This is a genomic window from Mycolicibacterium flavescens, assembly GCF_001722335.1.
GTDB lineage: Bacteria > Actinomycetota > Actinomycetes > Mycobacteriales > Mycobacteriaceae > Mycobacterium > Mycobacterium flavescens.
Window position 1 is genome coordinate 152,913 of the sequence record NZ_MIHA01000011.1, and the last position, 21,135, is coordinate 174,047.

The following is a 21,135-nucleotide window of genomic DNA, read 5'->3' on the forward strand; positions in this document are numbered from 1 at the left end:
TTGACGCCAGCGTTCAAAAGGTGCTTTCGATTACGCGAAATTGGTGTCGGCAACGTATCGTCGTGACCCGGTACCGCAAACTCCTGAAGCAGATGGGAATCGTAAGGCTATGTCTGAGCCAGCAAAATACGACGTCGGAATTGTCGGGCTTGGTTACGTCGGATTGACCCTGGCGACGGTGCTGGCCGAGTCCGGCAGTTCGGTGATTGGTGTGGAGACCCGCCCGGACATCGTCGAGATGACCAATCAGGGCATTCCGCATTTCACCGAGACCGGCCTGCCCGACGCGCTCTCGGGTGTCACCCGCTCCGGGAAACTGCGCGCCGTCGAGCGCTTCGACAACTCGTTCACCTGCGACACCTACATCATCACGGTCGGCACCCCGCTGTCCGCGGACGGGGTGGCGCGCGTCGACATGATCGAGGCCGCGGCCCGCGATATCGCGGCGAACATGCGCGATGGTGCGCTGGTCATCCTGCGGTCCACCGTGAAGGTCGGCACCACCCGCGACGTGGTGGCCCCGGCGCTGGCCGAGGCCGGCAAACAGTTCGACATCGCGATGTGCCCGGAGCGCACGCTGGAGGGCAAAGCGCTGCAGGAGCTGCGTGAACTGCCGCAGATCGTCGGCGCCGACGAGCAGGCCGTCGCCGACCGGGCCGCGGCGCTGTTCCGCCGGCTGACGAATTCGATCGTGCAGGTGTCCGGAGTCGAAACGGCCGAGATCATCAAACTCGTCAGCAATACGTTCCGCGATGTGCAATTCGCATTCGCCAATGAGGTGGCCCGGCTATGTGATGCGTTCGGTGTCAACGCCCACGAAGTCATCGCCTCCGGCAAACTCGGTTACAGCCGCACGAATATCCCGATGCCGGGTCTGGTCGGCGGGCCGTGCCTGGAAAAGGATCCGCACATTCTGATGGAGAGTGCCCGCGCACGCGGTGTCCATCTGGAGATGACCAGCGCGGGCCGGATGATCAACGAGCGCCAGCCGGCGGAGACCGTGCGCTTCATCAGCACCGAGATCAACCGCCGCAAGCTGGCCGAGCAGGGCCCGCTGAAGATCAGCCTCGTCGGCATGGCGTTCAAGGGGCTGCCCGAGACCAGCGACCTGCGCGGGTCGATGTCGATCAAGGTGCTCGACCAGTTGCGCAAGGCCCACCCGGAAGCCGAGATCGGTCTGTACGACCCCGTGACGTCGCCGGAGGTGCTGGCGTCGGAGTTTCCCGACGACCGGGTGTTCAACCGGTTCGGGGACGCGGTGAGCGGGGCGTCGGTCGTGGTGATCGGCAACAACCATCCGTCGCTGGGCCAGATCTCGCCGCGCACCATCAGCGAGTTCATCAGCCCCGACGGGTTCATCTTCGATTACTGGAACCACTTCAGCCACCTGCCGGCGTCCGAACTGGGCGACTCGTACTTCGCGGTCGGCAACAGCGGATGGGTGCCCGCCGATGTCTAGGCGGGCGGTGGTCACCGGCGGCGGCGGCTTCATCGGCGCGTACCTGACCAAACGGATGGTGGCCGACGGGTGGTCGGTCGCGGTGGTCGACAACATGGTCCGCGGCGACGCCCGGCGGTTCGCCGACGTCGCCGACGACGTCGAGTTGTTCACCTGTGACGTGCGTGACCAGGCCGCGCTGGAGAAGGCGTTCGCCGGCGCGGACGTCGTCATGCACCTGGCGGCGGTCAACGGCACCGAGAACTTCTACACCAACCCCGAACTGGTGCTCGAGGTCGGCATGCTCGGGGCGCTGGCGGTCACCAACGCGGCCCGGGCGGCCGACGTGCCGGACCTGGTGTTCGCCTCGACCGCGGAGGTCTACCAGACGCCCGCGGTGATCCCGACCCCGGAGACCATCCCGCTGATGCTGCCCGACAGCCTCAACCCGCGGTACTCCTACGGCGGCGGCAAGATCGTCAGCGAGCTGATCGCGTTCAACTACGGCCGCGAGCACTACCGCAAGGTGCAGATCTTCCGGCCCCACAACATCTTCGGGCCCGACATGGGCTGGAAGCACGTCGAGCCGCAGTTCATCATGCGGGCGCTGGCGGCCAAGGACGCCGGCGACGGGACGTTCCCGATCCAGGGCGACGGCACCGAGACGCGGTCGTTCCTGTACGTCGACGACTGCGTCGACGGAATCCTGACGATGTACGAAAAGGGCGGGCACCGCGAGATCTACCACATCGGCAGCGAAGACGAGATCACGATCCGCGAGCTGGCCGGCCGGATCGGCAAGATCGTCGGCATCGACCTCGACATCCGTCCGGGTGCACTGCCCGAGGGCGGAACTCGGCGACGCTGCCCGGACGTCACCAAGATGCGCGGGCTCGGGTGGTCACCGCTGGTGAGCCTCGACGACGGGCTCGAGCGCACCGTGGCGTGGTACCGCGAGCACCGCGACGACAAACCGGCCAACGACCTGATGTAGTTCGGTCCGTCAACCAAAAAGCCGGGAACCCGTTGAGGTTCCCGGCTTTTCGGATCTCTGACGGTCAGTCGCCGTCGCCGCCACCTTCGGCGCCGCCGCCGGAAGTCCCGCTGCCGGTGCCGTCGGCGCCGTCGCTGCCGTGCGGGCCGCCGCCCTGCCCGGTTCCGCCGTCGCCGCCGGTTCCGCCGATGCCGGTTCCGTTGGTCGCGGTGCCGTTGCCGCCCTTGCCGCCGACGCCGCCGGGCGCGTCGAACACACCCAGCACGCCGTCGCCACCATCGCCGCCGTTGCCGCCCTGCGCGGTGCCGTCGTCGGTCGTGGCGTCCCCGCCGTGGCCGCCGCGACCGCTGGGCGCCTGCCAGCCACCCTGGCCGCCCTGGCCGCCGTCGCCGCCGGTGGCGTCACCGGTGCCCGCGTCGGCGTCGCCGCCTTCACCGCCCCGGCCGCCGTAGCCGTCCCAGGCCGAACTGGCGCCGTCGCCGCCGTTGCCGCCGACCGCGTTGCCCACACCGGTGCTGGCGTCGCCGCCGTGTCCGCCGTGCGCGTGGTCGGCGCCGCCGTTGGCCGCGGTGTTGCCGAAGAAGGCGGAGTCGCCCGAAGCGCCGCCGTTACCGCCGGTGGCATTCCCGACCGGGGTGCTGGCATTGCCGCCGTCGCCGCCGGTGCCGCTGCGGCCGTCGAAACCGGTCCGGCCGCCGTCGCCGCCGTCACCGCCGACCGCGTCACCGTTGACGGTGGTCGTCGCGTCGCCGCCCACCCCGCCGACGCCGCCGGCGCCGGTCAACAGGTCATGGTTGCCGCCGTTGCCGCCGTCGCCGCCCTGGGTGTCCCCGGTGCCGGTGGCCGCACCGCCGGCCCCGCCGGCACCACCCGTGCCGATCAGTCCGACGTTGCCGCCTGCACCGCCGTCGCCGCCGGTCGCCGACCCGTTCGTGGCGGTGGCGACACCGCCTGCGCCGCCTGCGCCACCGGTGCCGACGAAGAGGCCGCCGTCACCGCCGCGGCCACCGTTGCCCGCGACCACGCCGTCCTCGCCGGTGGCGTCGCCGCCCCTGCCGCCCTCGCCGCCGTTACCGAACACGAGCCCGCCGCGACCGCCGTTGCCGCCGTCCTCGCCGGCCGCGCCGTCGCCGCCCTTACCGCCCGAGCCGACGAACAGACCGCCGTTGCCGCCGTCCTGGCCTTCGGCTCCGGCCGCGCCGTTACCGAACAGGACGCCGCCGTGCTCACCGGGCGCCTCGCCGTTGCGCACGAACACGCGGAACACGTCGTTCGCGACGGCCATCGGATCCTGCTGCAGCGAGACCGCCGACATCTCCGTCATCGCCCGCTGGAAGGTCGCGCCCAGCTGGGGGCCGATCAGGCTGCCGACCTCGACGTAGTTGATCGCCAACCCGGCACCCGCCTGCGCGGCCGTGACGGCCGCCAGCGGCGTCGCCACCAACGTCCACGGGCGCTCGTAGAAGATCCGCACCGAGTGCGGCCAGCCGGCGATCGGCGGGTCGTCGTTGTGGGTCGGGTACGTGAAGTAGTCGCGGATGCCCTCGAACAGCGCCTCGCCCGGATTGAACGCGGCGGCCGCGGGGGCTGGCGGGCCCGACGAATCACCGGGCTCAGCTGCCGGGGTGGGCGCGGCCGCCGAGCCGAACAGCAGCGGCTCAGACGAGTTCACCAGCCGGATGCTCTCCGCGTACAGGCTGTTCGGCGTCGCGTAGGCGCCGAGCGGCCTGGCCGGTAACTCCGGCGCGCTGCTCAGCCCCTCGGTACCGAACGCGGCACCCGCCGCGGCAAGTGCGCCCATTGCCACTACGGCGCGGACGCGATGGCTGCGCTCTCTGTGCACGTTGTGTCTCCCCACCATTGCAGAGTTCCTTTCCCGGTGATCCGGAGATAGGTTGCCGCGGCTACGCGTCAGAACCGATTGGCAAAGATAATGTCATCCTCCCAGACAATTCCGCAATACGGAGCCATTTCCGGATTGGAGTGGGCGGTCGGAAATGTCGCCACGCCGTACTGCGAAGCGCGTACTGATCGACGAAATCAACGTCACAAATGGCGATTGCCAACCGGCCGGAGTTCGCTGAGATGGGCGTGTCACCGCGTTGCGGCAGGATGACGCGGTAGGCAGTTCCGTCAGCGAATTGTCCATAATCGCGGCTGTGCGATAAACGTTGCGCCACCGTTTCCCGCGGGCCCGGGAAACTTTCATGATCAGGCAATTCGCGAAACTTTAACACCGCCGCGCCCGTAGCGCCCGGCAACCGCCGCGCGGCGGGCCGCAACGTGCGCCGTGCGGTTGTGCGGGGTGGGTTGCGCGACTGGTTGGGGCGGGCCGCGACGATGCGCCGGTGGGTTTGCCGATCACGGATTCTGACGTGATCGCAAATAAGAGGTCGCGCGGGACAGCGGGCGGGTGAGTTCGTTATTTGTCCATTGTGCCGATTACCCGGCATCCGAACGGTCGCGATCGTTACCGTCGAAATTGGGCGCTGTGCAAAGTCGATTTCATCGTCCCAGCAACATCGATTGACAGCCGTGCGGCAAACCGGTGGATGTGCTGGACGAGGATCATCCGGCGGGCGGGCCCCCGACCGGGTTGTCGGCCCACAGCCGGGGCAGCGACACGCCGCAGCGCTCGAGCAGTTCGCGTACCAGGGGCAACCCGATGCCGACGACGGCCGAGGGGTCGCCGTCCACGCCGTCGATGAACCAGCCGCCGAGCCCGTCGAGTGTGAACCCGCCCGCCACCGCGGTCGGCTCACCGCTGTCCACATATGCGGCGAGGTCGGTGGCGCTGGGGCGGCCGAACCGGACGGTCGTCGCGGCGGCCTGCGCGACCCGGTGGGTCAACGCGCCGCGCTGGAACCGCAGCACGCAGTGGCCGGTGTGCAGGACGCCGGCGCTGCCGGCCATCTGCCGCCACCCGGCCAGTGCCGCGTCGGCCGAGGCGGGCTTGCCGTGCAGTTCGCCGTCACGGAACAACATGGAGTCGCAGCCGATCACCACGCAGTCGGCGGCCAGCGCCGGGCTCAGTTCAGCGCCGACAGCGTCGGCCTTGGCGGTGGCCAGCGCGACCGTCACCTCCGCGGGCGTCGCGGCCGCGGACAGGCTCGCCGCGACCGCGTCCTCGTCCACTCCGGAGACAACCACGATCGGCTCGATTCCAGCCTGCCGCAACACTTTCCGGCGACCGGAGGATGCGGATGCGAGGACGACGCGCGTCATCGACGGCGCATGTGTGTCCGTTCCACGAGCGTCACCTGTTGCCAGCTGAACGGCGAGTACCGCAGCCGGTCGACCGGGTGACCCCACAGGTTCTCTTCCTGCTCGCGCGGTTCGGCAGGCGCCCCCGCCGCGGCGGCGAGCACCGCGAGCACCGCGGCCAGTTCCTCATCGGAAGGCTTACCGCTGAGCACCTGGATGTGCGGCTCATGCTTGGCTGCTTCGTCGCTCACGTCGGCCGCCTTCTCGTTCGCTGTCATAGGAGCTGGATCGTTCGCTCCGCTCACAGCGGAATGTTCCCGTGCTTCTTCGGCGGCGTCTGCGTGATCTTGCGTTCCAGCAGCCGCAGCGCGTTGGCGACATACCCGCGCGTGTGCGACGGCGGGATCACCGCGTCGACGTAACCGCGCTCGGCGGCGACATACGGGTTGACGAGCGTGTCCTCGTAGTCCTGCTGCAGCTGCAGCCGCAGGGCGTCGACGTCCTCACCCTTCTTGGCCGCCTCGGAGAGCTGCTGGCGGTAGACGAACCCGACCGCGCCCGCGGCACCCATCACCGCGATCTGCGCGGTCGGCCACGCCACGTTCACGTCGGCGCCCATCTCCTTGGACCCCATCACGCAGTACGCACCGCCGTAGGCCTTGCGGGTGATCACCGTGATCTTGGCGACCGTGGCCTCCCCGTAGGCGTAGAGCAGCTTGGCGCCGCGGCGGATGATGCCGTTGTACTCCTGGCCGGTGCCGGGCAGGAAGCCGGGCACGTCGACCAGCATCACGATCGGCACGTTGAAGCAGTCGCAGGTCCGGATGAAGCGGGCGGCCTTCTCGGAGGCGTTGATGTCGAGGCAGCCGGCGAACTGCGTCGGCTGGTTGGCCACGATGCCCACCGACCGGCCCTCGATGCGGCCGAACCCGACGATGATGTTCTGCGCGTAACCGGCCTGCACCTCGAGGAACTCGTCCTCGTCGAGGATGCGGGTGATCACCTCGTGCATGTCGTAGGGCTGGTTCGGCGAATCCGGGATCAGCGTGTCGAGCTCGAGGTCCTCGTCGGTGAGGTTGTCCTCGATCGGGCCCTCGGGCACCGGCTCGGAGAAGCGCGGCGGATCGGCGTAGTTGTTGCTCGGCAGGTAGCTCAGCAGCTCGCGCACGTAGTCGAACGCGTCCTGCTCGCCGGAGGCGACGTAGTGCGCGGTGCCCGACTTCGCCATGTGCGTGTGCGCGCCGCCGAGCTCCTCCATCGTGACGTCCTCACCGGTGACGGTCTTGATCACGTCGGGGCCGGTGATGAACATCTGGCTGGTCTGGTCGACCATCACGATGAAGTCGGTCAGCGCGGGGGAGTACACGTGGCCGCCGGCGGCCGCACCCATGATCAGCGAGATCTGCGGGATCACCCCGGACGCCATGATGTTGTTGTGGAAGATCTGGCTGTACAGGCCCAGCGACACCACACCCTCCTGGATGCGGGCGCCGGCGCCGTCGTTGATGCCGATCAGCGGCCGGCCGGTCTTGATCGCCAGCTCCTGCACCTTGACGATCTTCTCGCCGTACACCTCGCCGAGGCTGCCGCCGAACACCGAGACGTCCTGGCTGAAGATGCACACCTCGCGGCCGTCGATGGTGCCGTACCCGGTGACCACACCGTCGCCGAACGGGCGCTTGTCGGCGAGCCCGAAATTGGTGCTGCGGTGCCGCGCCAGAGCGTCGAGTTCGACGAACGACCCCTCGTCGAGCAGACCCAGAATGCGTTCGCGCGCAGTCAGCTTGCCCTTCGCGTGAATCTTCTCGACCGCGGCCTCACCGACCGGGTGCAGCGTCTCCTCGGTCCGCCTACGCAGATCCGCCAGCTTGCCCGCGGTGGTGTGGATGTCGATCTCGTGTTCGCCCGAGGGTTCGACCGACTGTTCGCTAACGCTCGTCATGGTCGTCGATGCTAACGAACGGCCTTAATGTCTCCTTAAGCAGGCTTGCGCAGAACCACTGCGGCGAAGCTCGTCAGCGCGGGCACCGGGTGCTTGAGCAGGAAGCGGGTCTTGGCGCGCTCGATCGCGTCCAGCGGCTTGATCACGTGGTAGTAGTGATGCCCGAACGCGCCGTGCCACTGCTCGACCTGGAATCCGACGCTCTCGAACCGCCGGATCGCGCGCTTGGTCGGACCGGTCGTCCACCGGTAGTACGCCGGGAACTTGTCCATGTTGCCCATCTGCAGGCGGCCGGGCTGCAGCTTGTCGACGACCGCGAGCGCCGCCTTCTCCGGGATCAGTTTGTTCACCACGAACGGAAAGGTGAACAGCGTGGGGAAGTAGTGCACCGACAGGCCGCCCGGGCGCAGCAGGTTGAAGCAGTTCTGGTGAAACGTGCGCGCGTCGGGCAGGTGCTCGCACAACATCTTCGAGAACACCAGGTCGTAGGTGTTGTGCTCCTCGGTGATCGGCTGGCACAGGTCGGCCACCCGCGTCTGTACCTCACCGTTGGCCTTGGACAGCTCGTTGGCCGAAATGTCAATGACCACACGGTGTTCGACGAAGCCCCACCGCTCCGCGTCGCCGATGACCGGGTTGGCGCCGCCGCCCAGCTCGGCCACCCGGTTGACGCCCTCGCGCTGCGCCAGGTCGTGGACGAAGTCGTCGTAGCCCTTCCACAGGGTGTCGAGGTCGGTGTATCCAACTTGGCCGTCACGGCTCATCACCGTGCTGGCGAAGTCGTCAATTCCCATGTCATCACTTCCGGTGGTTATTTGCTGAAGGCCACACTATACCCGGTGAACGCGAACTCTCGCGCCACGAGGAAGCGGCCGGCGAACACCTCCGCCACGAGCCTCGACGGTGCGGCCCGACGCCCGCCGGGGTGGCTGAACACACCGCGCGCGGCGGCTCTAGCTGCGACGATTCCGAGGGGCCGCGGACACGCCAGGTGCGTCGTGCGCTCGCAGGCCTGGCGGCACATATATGGTGTTGGCGCAGATGAGCTTGTGACGACGACCGATTTGCGGTTCTATTAGTGCCGTTCCGATCGGATCAGACATGTAGCTATTCGTCGGCAAACGACCAACTCGCCGTTCAAGGGACGTATAAGCGTGCAATCGAATCGCAGGTATGACGGGGTCGACGGCCCCAAGGTGGCGATCGCGCACGACTACCTGACGCAGCTGGGCGGCGCGGAGAAGATCGTGCTGTCGATGAGCAAAGCCTTCCCCGAAGCGCCGATCTACACGATGCTCTACGAGCCCTCGACCACCTACCCCGAGTTCGCTGACCTCGACGTGCGGGTGTCGGGGCTGAACCGGTTCGGCCTTGCCCGCAAACACCACCGGGCGTTTCTGCCGGTGCTGCCGGCGGTCGCCAACTCGATGTTCGTCGACGCCGACGTCGTGATCACCAGCACCAGCGGCTGGGCGCACGGGTTCCGTACCCGCGGGCGCAAGCTGATCTACTGCTATTCGCCGGCGCGCTGGCTGTACCTGTCGGACAAGTACCTCGGCTCCGACAGCGGCCTGATCAAGCGGGCCGGGCTGGCGCTGACCGCGCCCTACCTCAAGGCGTGGGACCGCAAGATGGCTCACGGGTCCGACCGGTACCTGGCGATCTCGACGCTGATCCAGGGTCGGATCAAACAGACCTACGGCATCGACTCGGACGTGCTGTTCGCCCCGGTTGCCATGTCGCAGAACTTCACCACCGAACCGGTGCCACAACTGGGGGCCGACGACGACGGCTTCTACCTCGTGGTGTCGCGGCTGCTGCCCTACAAGAACGTCGACGTGATCGTGCGCGCCTTCCGCGACGTCCCGGCCGGCGCCGACCGGCGTCTGGTCGTGGTCGGGAAGGGGCCCGACGCCGAACGCCTGGCCGCGATGAAGACACCCAACGTCACGATGCTCTCGGACCTGACCGACGGCCAGATGGCGTGGCTGTACAAGAACTGCCGCGCACTGCTGGCCGCCAGCTACGAAGACTTCGGCCTGACCCCGATCGAGGCCGGGGTGTGGGGACGGCCAAGTGTGGCACTGCGATTCGGCGGCTTCCTGGACACCATCGACGAAGGTGTGACGGGCATGTACTTCGACGAACCCGAGCCGCGCGCGATCGCCGCGGCGCTCGACCGGTTCGAGGCCGCCACCTTCGACCCGGACAAGATCCGCCGCCACGTCGAGCAGTTCACCGAGGAACGCTTCGCCGAGAAACTGTATGCAGCCGTCGACAAGCTGGCAGCGGATGCCACCTGACCGTCGCGACTCGGATCCCGAACAGGAGCGCACCCGATGAGCCGACCGCCGGCCGTCACCGATCCTCAGATCGTCGCCCGCAAAGTCGCTGCGGCGCCGGGCCTTCGGATGCCGCCGCCGCCGAAGTACGACCTGCGGCCCGACGGCCGGGTCGACAACTACCGCATGCAGGACATGGGGCTGCTCCGCAAGGCGCGAAACCGCGTCGGGCAGCTGCTCTACAACATGGTGGTCACCTACATCCCGTCGCACCACGTGCGGCTGGCCTACCTGCGGGCGTTCGGGGCCAAGATCGGCAAGGGTTCCTCGGTGAACCGCGGCACCACGATCCTGGACATCGAGTTCCTCACCATCGGTGACGACTGCTGCGTCGGGGCCCGCTGCATGCTCGACGCGCGCGCCGGGCTCTACCTGGGCGACAACGTGATTCTGGCCAGCGACGTGCACATGCTCGGCGGAGGGCACGACATCAACCACCCCGACTTCCTGCCGGTGCCCAACCCCACGGTGGTCGAGGACTACGTGTGGATCGCCAGCCGGGCCATGACGCTGCCGTGCCACATCGGCCGCGGTGCGGTGGTGGCCGCCCAAGCGGTGGTGATCAAGGACGTCGGCGAACTCGAGGTGGTCGGCGGCAACCCCGCGAAGGTGATCGCCAAACGCGACCCGGAAGGGTTGCAGTACAGCGGCAGGTTCCGCGCACCGTTCTGGTGAGCATGGCCGACCTCAAAGACCACCGGCTGGTCTTCGTCGGGCCCGCCGACGGCGAGACCGCGGTGGGCGACTACGCGGAGAACCTGTTGCGCGCGCTGCGGCCCCACTTCGGTGAGATCGTCGAACGCCGCACCCTGGCACCGGGCAAGGAAACCCTGCGCGACATCCTCGAACACCGCAGGTTCGTCAAAACCGCTGTGGCCCAGGGACCGCCGGGTCGGGTGGTGGCCCACGCCGAACTGGCCGCCGGAGGTATCGCACCGTTCTGGTCGACGGCGGGCCTGCGCGACGTGCCGGTCACCGCGACCGTGCACGACCCGCCGCAGGGCATCTGGTGGCCGGCCAGAACCAAGTTCATCGCCCAGCACAAGTACCTGATGCACGGTATGCACTATCCGCTGCGGCCGCTGTCGCGGGTCATCGAGGGCGCGGTCAACGGAGACCGGACCATCTTCGGGCTCAGCCAGATCGGCCGGTTGTCGATCGAGATGACCTATCCCAAGACCAACACCGCCTACGTGCCGTACCTGGTGTGTGACCGCCCCACGATCACACCGGCCCACGAGCGGCCCAAGGCCGTCGGGTTCTTCGGGCTGGTCTACCGCGGCAAGGGATTCGAGCAGATCGCGCGGATCCGTCGTGAACTCCCCGACGACATCATGATCCGGGTCGCCGGCCGCGGCACCGAGTCGCTGCCGCGCCAGGACGGGGTGGAGATCCTGGGAGCGGTCGAAGGGCCCGCCGAGGACGCGTTCTTCGAATCGGTGCGCGCCGTGGCGATCCCGTACGGTAAGCGGCACTTCTACGCCGAGACCTATCCGGCGTCATCGGTGGCCGCGCACGCGCTGGCCTACCAGACCCCGATCGTGTGTACCGGGTACGGATCGCTGGCCGAGTTCAGCGAGGACACCGGCGCGGTCGTGGTGCCGATGGACGCCACGTCCCCGCAGAGCCTGCCCGACGGGTTCTCGCCGGCCGTCGAGTCGCTGCTCAACGACGAACCGCGGCTACAGCGGCTCGCCGAGAACGCCGACCGGGTGCGCGGCGAACGTTCGGCCGAACGGACCGCGGCGGCCTACGCCGCCGAGTGGTCACGCATGCTCGACCGGAGGCGAAAACGTCGGGACGGCTGAGTGGTTCGAGCCGTCCCCAACGATCGTCACCAGTCCCGGAGAACAGGAGTAGGTCGGTGCCAAAGGAACCGGATACCGCAGACCCGGAGGATGTGGCCAGAAAGCTCGCGGCCGCACCGACGTTGAAGATTCCGCCGCCACCGGAGTGGGTGTACAACGACGAGGGCCGCGTGGTGGACATCCTGCAGGAGGGCTTCACGTTCCGGCGCAAGCTGCGCAACTATCTCGGTGAGCTGGGATACAACCTGATCGTCGGGCACCTGCCGTCGCAGCGGCTGCGGCAGGCCTATCTGCGGCTGCTGGGCGCCCACATCGGCCCCAACTCCCGGATCGGGCGGAACACCAAGGTGCTCAACATCGAGTTCCTCACCATCGGATCGAACACCTCGACCGGGGCGCGGTGCCTGCTCGACGCCAGGGGCGGACTGTGGATCGGCGACAACGTCGAGATCTCCGAAGACGTCCACCTGCTCGGCGGCGGGCACGACATCAACCACCCGGATTTCCTGCCGGTCCCCATCCCGACCGTCGTCGAGGAGTACGCGTGGATCGGCAACCGCGCGATGATCCTGCCCAGCCTCATCCACCGCGGCGCCGTGGTATCGGCGCACTCGCTGGTGATCAGGGATGTGGCCGAACTCGACGTGGTCGCAGGCAATCCCGCCAAACCGATCGGCAGGCGCAGCGCCGAGGCCCTGCCCGCCGCGCGCCGGATGTAGCACCGCCGATGTCCCCTCTGCTCAACGACCGCCGGTTGATCTTCGTCGGCCCCGCCGAGGGTCAGACCGCCGTCGGTGACTACTCCGAGCACTTCGTCGGCGCGGTGCGCCCGTTCTTCCGCGATGTCGTCGAGGTGCGCACCGCCGGTCCCGGCGGCGACGGCGTGGCCGACATCAGGCGCTACCGCAAGGCGGTCGCAGACGCGGTGCGCAGCAGCCCCGGCGGCAAAGTGCTGGTGCACGCCGAACTCGCCGCCGGCGGGGTGGGACCGTTCTGGTCGATCGTCGGGCTCGCCGGTGTGCCCGTCACCGCCACCGTGCACGACCCGCCGCAGGGCACCTGGTGGCCGGCGCGCACCCGCTTCGTCGCCGGGCACCGGGTGCTGATGCACGGACTGCACTACCCGCTGCGGCCGGTGTCGCGGGCGCTCGAGGGGGCCGTCAACGGACGGCGAATGTTGTTCGCCCTCAGCGAGATCGGGTCGCGCTCCATCACCATCACGTATCCGCGGACCAACGTCGTCTACATTCCCCACCTGGTCAAGAGCCGGCCCGACGCCACACCCGCCGAGAAGCGGCCGCGGGCGGTCGGGTTCTTCGGGCATGTGTACCGCGGCAAGGGGTTCGAGCAGATCGAGCGGATCCGGCGGCTGCTGCCCGACGACATCGCGGTGCGGGTGGCGGGCCGGGGCACCGAGAACCTGACCCCCGCGCCGGGGGTGGAGATCGTCGGTCCGGTCGACGGCCCCGACGAGGACGCGTTCTTCGAATCCGTGCGGGCGATCGTGATCCCGTACAACAAGCGGCACTGGTACGCCGAGACGTACCCGGCCTCCGGCGCGGTGGCGCACGCGATGTCCTACCGCACACCGGTGGTGTGCACCGCTTACGGCGCGCTGACCGAACTGAGCGAGGAGACCGGGGCTGTGGTCACGCGCACCGAGACCGGCGCGACACCCGCCGAGGTCGCCACCGCGCTGGCCGAGGCCATCACCGCCCTAGTCGACGACGAGTCGCGGCTCGCCGCGATCGGCGCGTCCGCGGACCGCACCCGGCACGCCCGGTCGCCGAAACGGATCGCCGAGTCATTCGCCGCGGCGTGGGAACACCTGCTGGCGGCCCACGCCCGTCGGGTCGGCTGACGCGGTGGTGACCAAGGTTCCGCGCAGCCTCGGCAACATCGCCAAGACGCTGGTGTCGATGTTCTGGATCTACGGCACCCGCGGGCTCGGGCTGCTGTGGGTGACCGCGCTCGTCGGGCACCTGGGCATCAGCGACTACGGCATGTACGGAATGGCGGTGGCGCTCAACTCGATCGTCGGGCCGTCGCTGGACAACTCGTTCTCCGTGCGGGCGATCCGCGAGTCCGAGGAGCGGTTCCTCGCCGAGCGCACCACCCGCTTCCTGCTGGGCATCACGCTGATCACGACGGGCCTTCTGCTGCTTCCGGTCAGCTACGTGGCCGGCTTCGGCATCCTCGTCGCCGGCGGCGAGATCACGTTCAACGTCGTCAAGAGCCGGCTCGCGCGCGACGGGCACCCCGACAAGTTCTGGCGGATGGACACCGCGCGGCAACTGGTCGCCGTCGGGCTGGGCGCGACCTACCTGTTCGTCGCGCCGGAGCCGTCGCTGATGGTTGCCAGCCTGCTGTGGAGCGCACCGTATCTGGTGATCATCGTGCTCGGCGCCCGGCTGGTGCGCGGACACCGCCCCGGCCTGCCCGGCAATCCGCGGCTGATTGCGGCGCTGACCGGTGAGATGCTCGGCACCGCATCGTATCTGCAGGGCGACGTGCTGCTGCTGGGCGCGCTGACCAACAGCACCACCGTCGGCTACTACACGCTGACGTGGGTGGTGTGCGCGGCGGTCGCGGCCGCGGGTCAGTCGTTCGGTATGAGCTATCACGAGAAGCTGCGCGACGCCGACGGCGACGTCACCGCGGGGCCGCCGCTGCGCAACACGCTGGTGCTGGCCACCGTCGGCGCGTCCGCGGTGTTCACCGTCGGCGTGGTGATGTGGTTCTGGCCCGCCCCACGGGAACTCGCGATCGCGATGATGATCATGGCGGTGTTCGCGGGCCTGCGCGTGGTGGTGTCGGTGTTCCAGGTGGTGCTCACCACGCAGCGCCGCGACCTGCTGCGGTTGGCGTCGGCGGTCGGGCTGGTGCCGGTCAAACTCGCGCTCGTGGCGGCGCTGGCGTTCAGCGGCGCGATCGGCGCGGCGATCGCCACCTCGATCACCGATGCGCTGCTGCTGATCTGCTACTCGATCGCGATCTACCGACGGTCTGGACGGTATGGGGGCCGAGACGTTGTTGACGGCTCGCCTCGCGGTTGACATTCAGGTTGGTTGAGGCCTGACGATGTTCGGGTGACCAACCCGGAGTTGATGCCGATCGGTGCGTTCGCCAAGCTCGCCGGACTCTCCGCGAGCGCATTGCGGTTCTACGACGACGCCTGCTTGCTTCATCCCGAACAGGTCGACCCAGTGACGGGATACCGGCTCTACAGCGAAGCGCAGCTCGCCCGGGCCTCGCAGTTGCGTCAGCTGCGCGAGATCGGGATGCCGCTAGCCGCCATCGGCAGATTCTTCTCCGCCGGCCCTCAGGAGGCGGCGCAGATGATCGACCATCACGTCGCCGAGGTGGCCGCCGAGGCAGCCGGAATACAACGGGCAGCCGCAACGCTGAAGGCCTCCCTCGGCGAGGCGGCTCACCTCGATCTGTGCACGCTGTCGGGCCCGGTCCTCGCGGCGGCCATCGACCAGATCGCGGCCACCACGATGCACAACGTCGACATCCCCGTCCTCAATGGTGTTCACCTGGAATCGAACCCCGACGCCATCTCGCTGACCTCGACCGATCGCTACCGCCTGGCCACGCGGACGCTGGTGCCCAACCAACCCTCTGCCGCATCATGGGCCGGGACGCTGGCCGCAGACGATCTCCGCGCCGCTGCCTCGCGGCTCAGACGAAGCCCCATCGTGACGTTGGAAGCAAACGAACAGACCCTGGGCCTGCGCATGGTCGACAGGACCGTCGCACACTGTCGTCTGCTGACCGAGGCCTTTCCTGACTACAAGCTCATGGTCAGTTCACTTCCCGCTGTGACACAGCGCGTCACCGTCGAGAAGAAGGGCCTGCTCAAGGCGCTGGAGCAACAGGCTTGGGAGAGGATCGGCCTTCGAATAACCTCTGGCCAGCCGAGCGTGCTACTGGGTGACCGAGTCCTGGAACTGGACGGAAACGCATTCGGCCCTGATCTGACCGTCTGGTTCGAGCTGACCACGTTGTACCCGGCAATCGGCCACACCCTGGGCAACGACTTGATGCTCGACCTCCGTGGCGCCGACCAACCGGCCACCATCCGATCAGCCGACGACGGCGACTTCACCACGCTCGCCATGCCATGCCTTGAAACGTCATGACCGAATCTCGCTCGGCGCGACGGCCCGAAAACCCGTAACCCTCCTGACCGAACGGACGCAACGACTCTCATGACCACAAACGCCACCCGGTCCGACTCGACAATGGAAGCCATCGCCACAGCAGTGGTCCTCGGCCGCGACGGCGACAAGGAGTCTGCTCGAGACGACTTGCTCGCGCTGTGGAAGCAGATTGGCGTAACCGGCGACCCGTTCCACCGCTGCACTCTTGCTCACTACCTGGCTGATCTGTACGAAGACCCTGCGGTCGCGTTGATCTGGGACGTCCGCGCCCTTGATGCCGCCGACATCCTCACCGATGATCGAGCCCAGAGGCACCACACAAGCCTTCACGTCGCGGGCTTCTACCCGAGTCTCTACGTCAATATCGCCGACAACCTGCGCCGCCTCGGCGCGTTCGACGCGGCCACCGAGCACATCGAAAACGCCGAGCAGCACACCGCATCGCTGAACGACGATGGTTACGGGGACATGATCCGAGCGGCGATCACCGAAGTGCGCCAAGTCATCGACAGCCGCGACACCGCGCGCCGTGCATCCGCGGTCAGTCTCTAGGCTCCAGGCAGGCGTCACCAACGTCATGCCCGCCGACCTCTAGTTCAGATAGACCTTGATGCCGATCCACGGCTGCCACGTCATGTAGCCGTTCTGGAAGTCGACCCGGTTGAGTCCGTTGAGGTAGGTCTCGTCGCTGGTGGCCAGCCCGAGCTGCGGAACCCACGCCTGGGCGAACGCGGCGCTGGCCCAGTGGGCGCCGGTGGCCGGCGACCACCAGACCCGGAACGCGTTCGGTGCGTCGAAATCCTGAAAGCCGTTGGCGAACGGCGTTTTCGGCACGCCCTTGCGGGCCAGCGCCACCCGCGCGACGTCGCGGGGCGAGGCCACCATGCCCGAGGGCATCTCGAACAGCGCGTTGACGGTGCGGATCTGCGCCCACACCGTCGGCGACGCGCGGAAGACCGGGCTGAGCACGGTGCCGTGCGAGGCGGCGGTCACCGCGGCGAACCGCTTGTACTCGGCGGACTTCGCGGGCCCGGCCGGGATGGCGAACTGCAGCGCCTGCTGCGCCTGCTTGGGGGTCCAGTCGGTGCGCAGCAGCCCGAAGGTGTCCTGGTCGCTGGTGCTGCCGGTGCGGCGGTCGCGGGTGGTGTAGAGGTACAGCGGGCCGGTGTAGGGCAGTTCCTGCCACTTGGTCCACATGTCGGTCAGGAACGCGGCCTGGCCGGCCTCGTCGACCGCCGAGGTGGGCTGTCCGTACTCGGTGTTCCAGATCTTCTTGCCCGAATCGCCGTTGGCGACCATGATCTGGCGCATGTCCATCAGCTGCTGGGCGGCCGAATTGGCAACGGGCACACCGTCGGAGAACTTCAATTGGTAGTGGTAGGGGTGAAACGACAGCGCGTCGAGGTAGTCGCCGGCCCCGGCGTCGTACATGCCCTGCACGAAACGTACGGGATTCCAGGTGAAGTTGCCCCAGTCGATCACCGACCCGACCACGCCGCCGATGACGGTGACCGCCGGGTCGACGGCCTTGATCCGCGGGTACGCGGCGCGCAGCAGGTCGGTGTAGCCGGCCGGATCCGGGGTGGGCGAGTAGAACTGCGCGGAGTTCGGTTCGTTCCAGATCTCGTAGGCGGCGATCTTGCCCTTGTATCGCGCGGCGACCTTGGCGGCGAATTCGCCGTAGGCGGCCGGTGAGGCCGGACGTCCGCTGATCGGGAAGCCGCCGGGCGCCACCGCCCAGGCCGGTGTGGAGTTGATGAAGCCGAGGATCGACATACCGCGCGCGGCGGCGGCATTGACGGTCTTGTCGACCATCGACCAGTTCAGTTGGCCCTGTAGGGGTTCCACACCGGCCCACGGGATCATCAACCGCACGGTGCGCACGTTGGTGCTGCCCATCGCGCGCAGGGTGCGCTCGACGTCGGCCTGGGTCATGCCGTACACGTCGGCGTCGGCGATCCCGATCGTGGTGGGCCGGGCCTCGATGTTGGCGCTCGGCGCCACCACCACCCGCCGCGGCGAATCCGACGGCAGGCCAACGGCGATCGCGGTGACGGTGACGACGCCGCTGAGCAGAGCGACGATCGTGGTGGACAAGCGACTCGGCCGACGAATGCGGTGGGCGCGCATGGGACCTCCGGGTACCGGATCGCGTTGTCTATGACGCGAATGCGCACTCAGTGTGCCGGAAGCAGCGTCCTATCCCGTTCAAGATCAACGTCGTGTCGCGGCGGCTTGTTGCGTTCCCGGTCCAGGTAGACCAGGAATGCGAGCATGATGGCGAACTTCAGCTGTGACGGTGGGCTACCCGCGACCGGGTGGTCGAGTTGCAGTGCCACCAGACAGAACCCGATGAAGATGCCGCCGAAAATCGCCGCGGGCATGGAATTCGAGCGAATCGCGCGGTACCCGTAGACGCAGCCGATCACCGCCACGGCCACGAACGCGATTCCGGTGAAGATGCCGCCGCGGTAGATGGTCATCAGCGGTGCGTTGGACACGTGGTTGAGCAGGAAGGCCAGGTTCCCGTCGGTGTACTCGGGCCGGTCCCAGCCGAGTCCGAACCACCAGTGCCCGGACATCGTGTGCGGGAACTCCCGCAGCGAGTCGATGCGGTCGGTGGCGCCGCGGTCATCGCTGGAGAATGCGGACAGGAACCGCTCCCGGATCGACGGTGTCATCGCCGCGGCGATCACCACGGCGGCCAGACCCGCCAGGCTCAGCGCGCGGTCCCGGCTGCGCATCTTGTGGAACACCAGCACCAGCACGAACCCGACCACGACGCTGAAGATGCTGGCGCGGCTCAATGTCAGCAGCAGCGCCAGCCCGATGATCCCGGACAGCCAAACCCGTTGCCAGCCGCGGAACACCACGAACGACACGGCCAGCGCCGCGACCAGAGCGATGCCTTCACCGTTCGGGTCCACCGACGTGCCGCCCAGGCGGATGAGCGCGACGGCGCCGCCCTCGGAGTAGGCGAACCGCGGGGCGGTGTACTCGGGCGCGTAACCGAAGATCTGCAGATACCGGAATGCGCTCTGGTCGCGGTCGAGAACGACGATGTAGAGGCCGAAGAGCGCGTTGAGCAAAGAACCGTAGACGAAGAGTCTGCCGAACTTCGCGAGATGTTCGTTCGACAACCGCATCAGCGCCACCGCCACCAGCGTGACCAGCGCCCAGCGGACGACCATGATGATGCTGGTGATGGTCACGCTGGTGACCAGCATCGAAATCACGGACAGCACGACCAGCGCCCAGGTCGCGACCTCGAGCGGATGCATCGACCGGGCCAGGCGCGGATGCACGTACACGGCGAGGATGACGCCGAAGGCCAGGGGCAGGAAGAACGGCAGGTTGACGCCGGGGAACTGGCCGAACGGCAGCGCTCCGGTGAGAAACGCCAGCGCCCAGAACAGCCAGAGCGGATGACGCAGCCCCACATAGATGGCGATCGCCACGCCCGCCAGGCCGACCACACCGAGCAACGCGAACCGGCCCATCGTCATCGACGCCCAGGCGATCGGGGGCACCACAGCAACGATCGCCAGGCCGATCAGAATTGTGCGTGGCAGATCGCCGCGAGGGTTCACGGTTGCTATGTTCTCAGCTTCGCCAGCTAAGCTCAAACCGCCCGCCGTCCGTGTCCGCTGAAGATTTCGGGTGCCCGAGCGCTAGCCTGTCAAACGTCGCGACGAGAGTGATGAGGGGAACGGCATTGGAGATCAGGGAATACCTGCGGATATTCGCCAGGTACTGGTGGGTCATCGTGGGCCTCACCGTTCTCGGCGGTCTCGTCGGGTTCGCGACCTCGCTATTCATTACCCCTCAATACCAGTCGACCGCGACGCTTTTCGTAGCGACGCAGAATGGCAACACCGCAACCGAGGCTTATCAAAACAATCTGTTCTCCACTGAGCGGGTCAATTCGTATGCTTCGCTGGCAACCAGCGAACAGGTCGCTGCGCGCGCGGTCGATCAACTCAAGGCGCCGATCTCCGCCGGTGAACTGCGGTCGAAGATCTCCGCGGCGGCGGATCCGAAGACGGTGCTGCTGTCGGTCAGCGTCACCGACCCCGACCCCGCCCAGGCGCAGTCCTACGCCAACGCCGTCGCGGGCCAACTGGTGAACCTCGTGAGCGAACTCGAGACGTCCCGGCGCGGCGGCACCCCGGCAGCGGGCGCCATCGTCGTCGACGAAGCCGGATACCCGACCGAACCGGCCGGCATCGGCCTGCCGTTGCGGATCGGGCTGGGGGTACTGGCCGGGCTCGTGCTCGGCATCATCGTCGCGATCTTGATCGGCGTCCTCGACAAGCGACTGCGCGGCCGCGAATCCGTTGAGCACCAGTCCGATTCGTCGGTGATCGCGGCGCTTCCGGCGAGCCGGGTGCGGACCAGGACCGCGGTGGTCGACCTGAGCAGCGACGGTGCCTATCCCGAAGCGGTCCGCGAGCTGCGCACCAATCTGCGGTTCTGCACGACGGCCGACGGGGTGCGCGCACCCAAGGTCGTCGCGATCACCAGCCCGATGCGCGGCGACGGCCGCAGCACCGTGGCCGTCGACCTGGCGGCCGCGTTCGCCGAGACCGGCAAGTCGGTCGTGCTCGTCGACGGCGATCTTCGCAACCCGACACTCGCCTCCCGGCTGCCGCTGACGGTTCCGATGCGCAACGCCGCCCAGAGCAAGGGCCTGTCCACCGTGCTGGTCGGTGAGCACACCGTCGCCGACGGCATCGTTAGCGGTATCCCGATCGGCAATCACACGATCGCGCTGCTGCCCGCCGGGCCGGCCGCACCGCGACCGGGCGAACTGTGGGCCACCGACCACAGCGAGGATTTGCTCACCGAACTGGCCGAGGCCTACGACTACGTCGTCGTCGACACGCCCGCCCTCGACGACTGCAACGACGGTGCGGTGGTGGCCGCGCTGTCCGACGGCGCGCTGATGTTGGCTCGCCTGCAGCACACGACGAGCACCGCGCTGCGCCGCGCGCTGCTGGCGCTGCGCGGGGCCGGCGCCGCGGTGCTGGGCACCGTGGTGACGTTCGATCACCTGCGCGGCCGCGCCGGGCGCGATCGCGCCGCCCGCGACACCGCCACCACCCGCAGCGCCGAGACCCGCCGCGACGGCCCGGCGTCCGGGTCGGGTGAGGGGGACACCGAGGTGATCGGGGAGGGGCGGCTCGTCGGCAGCACCGGACCGCAGCAGCAGTCGCGGTCTCGTCACGGGTCCTCCTGAAC

At 68.1% G+C, this 21,135-nt stretch carries 18 protein-coding genes; 11 read left to right on the forward strand and 7 right to left on the reverse strand.

Going from position 1 to position 21,135, the window contains the following annotated elements; all coding sequences use genetic code 11:
• Positions 1 to 109 precede the first annotated feature (109 nt).
• Together BHQ18_RS16395 and BHQ18_RS16400 are read left to right on the forward strand one after the other, a co-directional pair.
• A complete protein-coding gene (locus BHQ18_RS16395) occupies positions 110 to 1,459 on the forward strand; it encodes a nucleotide sugar dehydrogenase (RefSeq protein WP_069414683.1) in 1,350 nt (449 codons plus the stop codon).
• The gene (locus tag BHQ18_RS16400) at positions 1,452 to 2,432 is read left to right on the forward strand and encodes an NAD-dependent epimerase/dehydratase family protein (protein ID WP_069414684.1); all 981 of its coding nucleotides are present in this window, start codon (positions 1,452 to 1,454) and stop codon (positions 2,430 to 2,432) included. Before BHQ18_RS16395 ends, BHQ18_RS16400 begins: the two co-directional genes overlap by 8 nt.
• 64 nt (positions 2,433 to 2,496) lie before the next feature.
• Here the strand turns inward: BHQ18_RS16400 and BHQ18_RS30775 are convergent, their stop codons facing one another.
• The 5 genes from BHQ18_RS30775 to BHQ18_RS16425 all read right to left on the reverse strand — a co-directional run bounded on the left by BHQ18_RS30775 (position 2,497) and on the right by BHQ18_RS16425 (position 8,372).
• Positions 2,497 to 4,233, reverse strand: a complete 1,737-nt coding sequence (locus tag BHQ18_RS30775; protein WP_069414685.1) for a hypothetical protein — start codon at positions 4,231 to 4,233, stop codon at positions 2,497 to 2,499.
• 767 nt (positions 4,234 to 5,000) lie between these two features.
• Positions 5,001 to 5,657 carry a Maf family protein gene (locus tag BHQ18_RS16410; protein WP_069414686.1) on the reverse strand — a complete coding sequence of 219 codons (657 nt, stop codon included), beginning with the start codon at positions 5,655 to 5,657 and terminating at the stop codon, positions 5,001 to 5,003.
• Positions 5,654 to 5,914 (reverse strand): acyl-CoA carboxylase epsilon subunit, encoded by a 261-nt coding sequence (locus BHQ18_RS16415; RefSeq protein ID WP_069414687.1) that lies wholly within the window; start codon positions 5,912 to 5,914, stop codon positions 5,654 to 5,656. The genes BHQ18_RS16410 and BHQ18_RS16415 overlap by 4 nt, the downstream gene beginning before the upstream one ends.
• A gap of 23 nt (positions 5,915 to 5,937) precedes the next feature.
• Complete coding sequence (locus BHQ18_RS16420; protein WP_069414688.1) at positions 5,938 to 7,578, reverse strand: acyl-CoA carboxylase subunit beta; 1,641 nt, start codon at positions 7,576 to 7,578, stop codon at positions 5,938 to 5,940.
• Positions 7,579 to 7,613: 35 nt separating this feature from the next.
• Complete coding sequence (locus tag BHQ18_RS16425; RefSeq protein WP_069414689.1) at positions 7,614 to 8,372, reverse strand: class I SAM-dependent methyltransferase; 759 nt, start codon at positions 8,370 to 8,372, stop codon at positions 7,614 to 7,616.
• A gap of 360 nt (positions 8,373 to 8,732) precedes the next feature.
• On the opposite strand from BHQ18_RS16425, the gene BHQ18_RS16430 reads away from it, so the two are divergent.
• From BHQ18_RS16430 to BHQ18_RS16465, 8 genes are all read left to right on the forward strand, one after another.
• The gene (locus BHQ18_RS16430; protein ID WP_069414690.1) at positions 8,733 to 9,881 is read left to right on the forward strand and encodes a glycosyltransferase; all 1,149 of its coding nucleotides are present in this window, start codon (positions 8,733 to 8,735) and stop codon (positions 9,879 to 9,881) included.
• A 36-nt stretch (positions 9,882 to 9,917) separates the two neighbouring features.
• Positions 9,918 to 10,595 carry an acyltransferase gene (locus BHQ18_RS16435; RefSeq protein ID WP_069414691.1) on the forward strand — a complete coding sequence of 226 codons (678 nt, stop codon included), beginning with the start codon at positions 9,918 to 9,920 and terminating at the stop codon, positions 10,593 to 10,595.
• A 2-nt stretch (positions 10,596 to 10,597) separates the two neighbouring features.
• The gene (locus BHQ18_RS16440; protein ID WP_069414692.1) at positions 10,598 to 11,728 is read left to right on the forward strand and encodes a glycosyltransferase family protein; all 1,131 of its coding nucleotides are present in this window, start codon (positions 10,598 to 10,600) and stop codon (positions 11,726 to 11,728) included.
• A gap of 56 nt (positions 11,729 to 11,784) precedes the next feature.
• Complete coding sequence (locus tag BHQ18_RS16445) at positions 11,785 to 12,447, forward strand: acyltransferase (protein ID WP_109789316.1); 663 nt, start codon at positions 11,785 to 11,787, stop codon at positions 12,445 to 12,447.
• Positions 12,448 to 12,455: 8 nt separating this feature from the next.
• Complete coding sequence (locus tag BHQ18_RS16450; protein WP_069414694.1) at positions 12,456 to 13,589, forward strand: glycosyltransferase; 1,134 nt, start codon at positions 12,456 to 12,458, stop codon at positions 13,587 to 13,589.
• Positions 13,590 to 13,593: 4 nt separating this feature from the next.
• A complete protein-coding gene (locus tag BHQ18_RS16455; RefSeq protein ID WP_234794203.1) occupies positions 13,594 to 14,784 on the forward strand; it encodes a polysaccharide biosynthesis protein in 1,191 nt (396 codons plus the stop codon).
• 33 nt (positions 14,785 to 14,817) lie between these two features.
• Positions 14,818 to 15,873 (forward strand): DNA polymerase III subunit beta family protein, encoded by a 1,056-nt coding sequence (locus BHQ18_RS16460; RefSeq protein ID WP_069414695.1) that lies wholly within the window; start codon positions 14,818 to 14,820, stop codon positions 15,871 to 15,873.
• Positions 15,874 to 15,942: 69 nt separating this feature from the next.
• Complete coding sequence (locus BHQ18_RS16465; RefSeq protein ID WP_069414696.1) at positions 15,943 to 16,446, forward strand: hypothetical protein; 504 nt, start codon at positions 15,943 to 15,945, stop codon at positions 16,444 to 16,446.
• A 39-nt stretch (positions 16,447 to 16,485) separates the two neighbouring features.
• On the opposite strand, the gene BHQ18_RS16470 is transcribed toward BHQ18_RS16465, so the two are convergent.
• Together BHQ18_RS16470 and BHQ18_RS16475 are read right to left on the reverse strand one after the other, a co-directional pair.
• On the reverse strand, positions 16,486 to 17,991 hold the full coding sequence (locus BHQ18_RS16470) for a glycoside hydrolase family protein (RefSeq protein ID WP_234794204.1): 1,506 nt from the start codon (positions 17,989 to 17,991) through the stop codon (positions 16,486 to 16,488).
• Between the two features lie 80 nt (positions 17,992 to 18,071).
• Complete coding sequence (locus BHQ18_RS16475) at positions 18,072 to 19,484, reverse strand: O-antigen ligase family protein (protein WP_234794205.1); 1,413 nt, start codon at positions 19,482 to 19,484, stop codon at positions 18,072 to 18,074.
• 110 nt (positions 19,485 to 19,594) lie between these two features.
• Between BHQ18_RS16475 and BHQ18_RS16480 the strand changes: the two genes are divergently transcribed.
• A complete protein-coding gene (locus BHQ18_RS16480) occupies positions 19,595 to 21,133 on the forward strand; it encodes a tyrosine-protein kinase domain-containing protein (RefSeq protein ID WP_234794206.1) in 1,539 nt (512 codons plus the stop codon).
• Positions 21,134 to 21,135 lie beyond the last annotated feature (2 nt).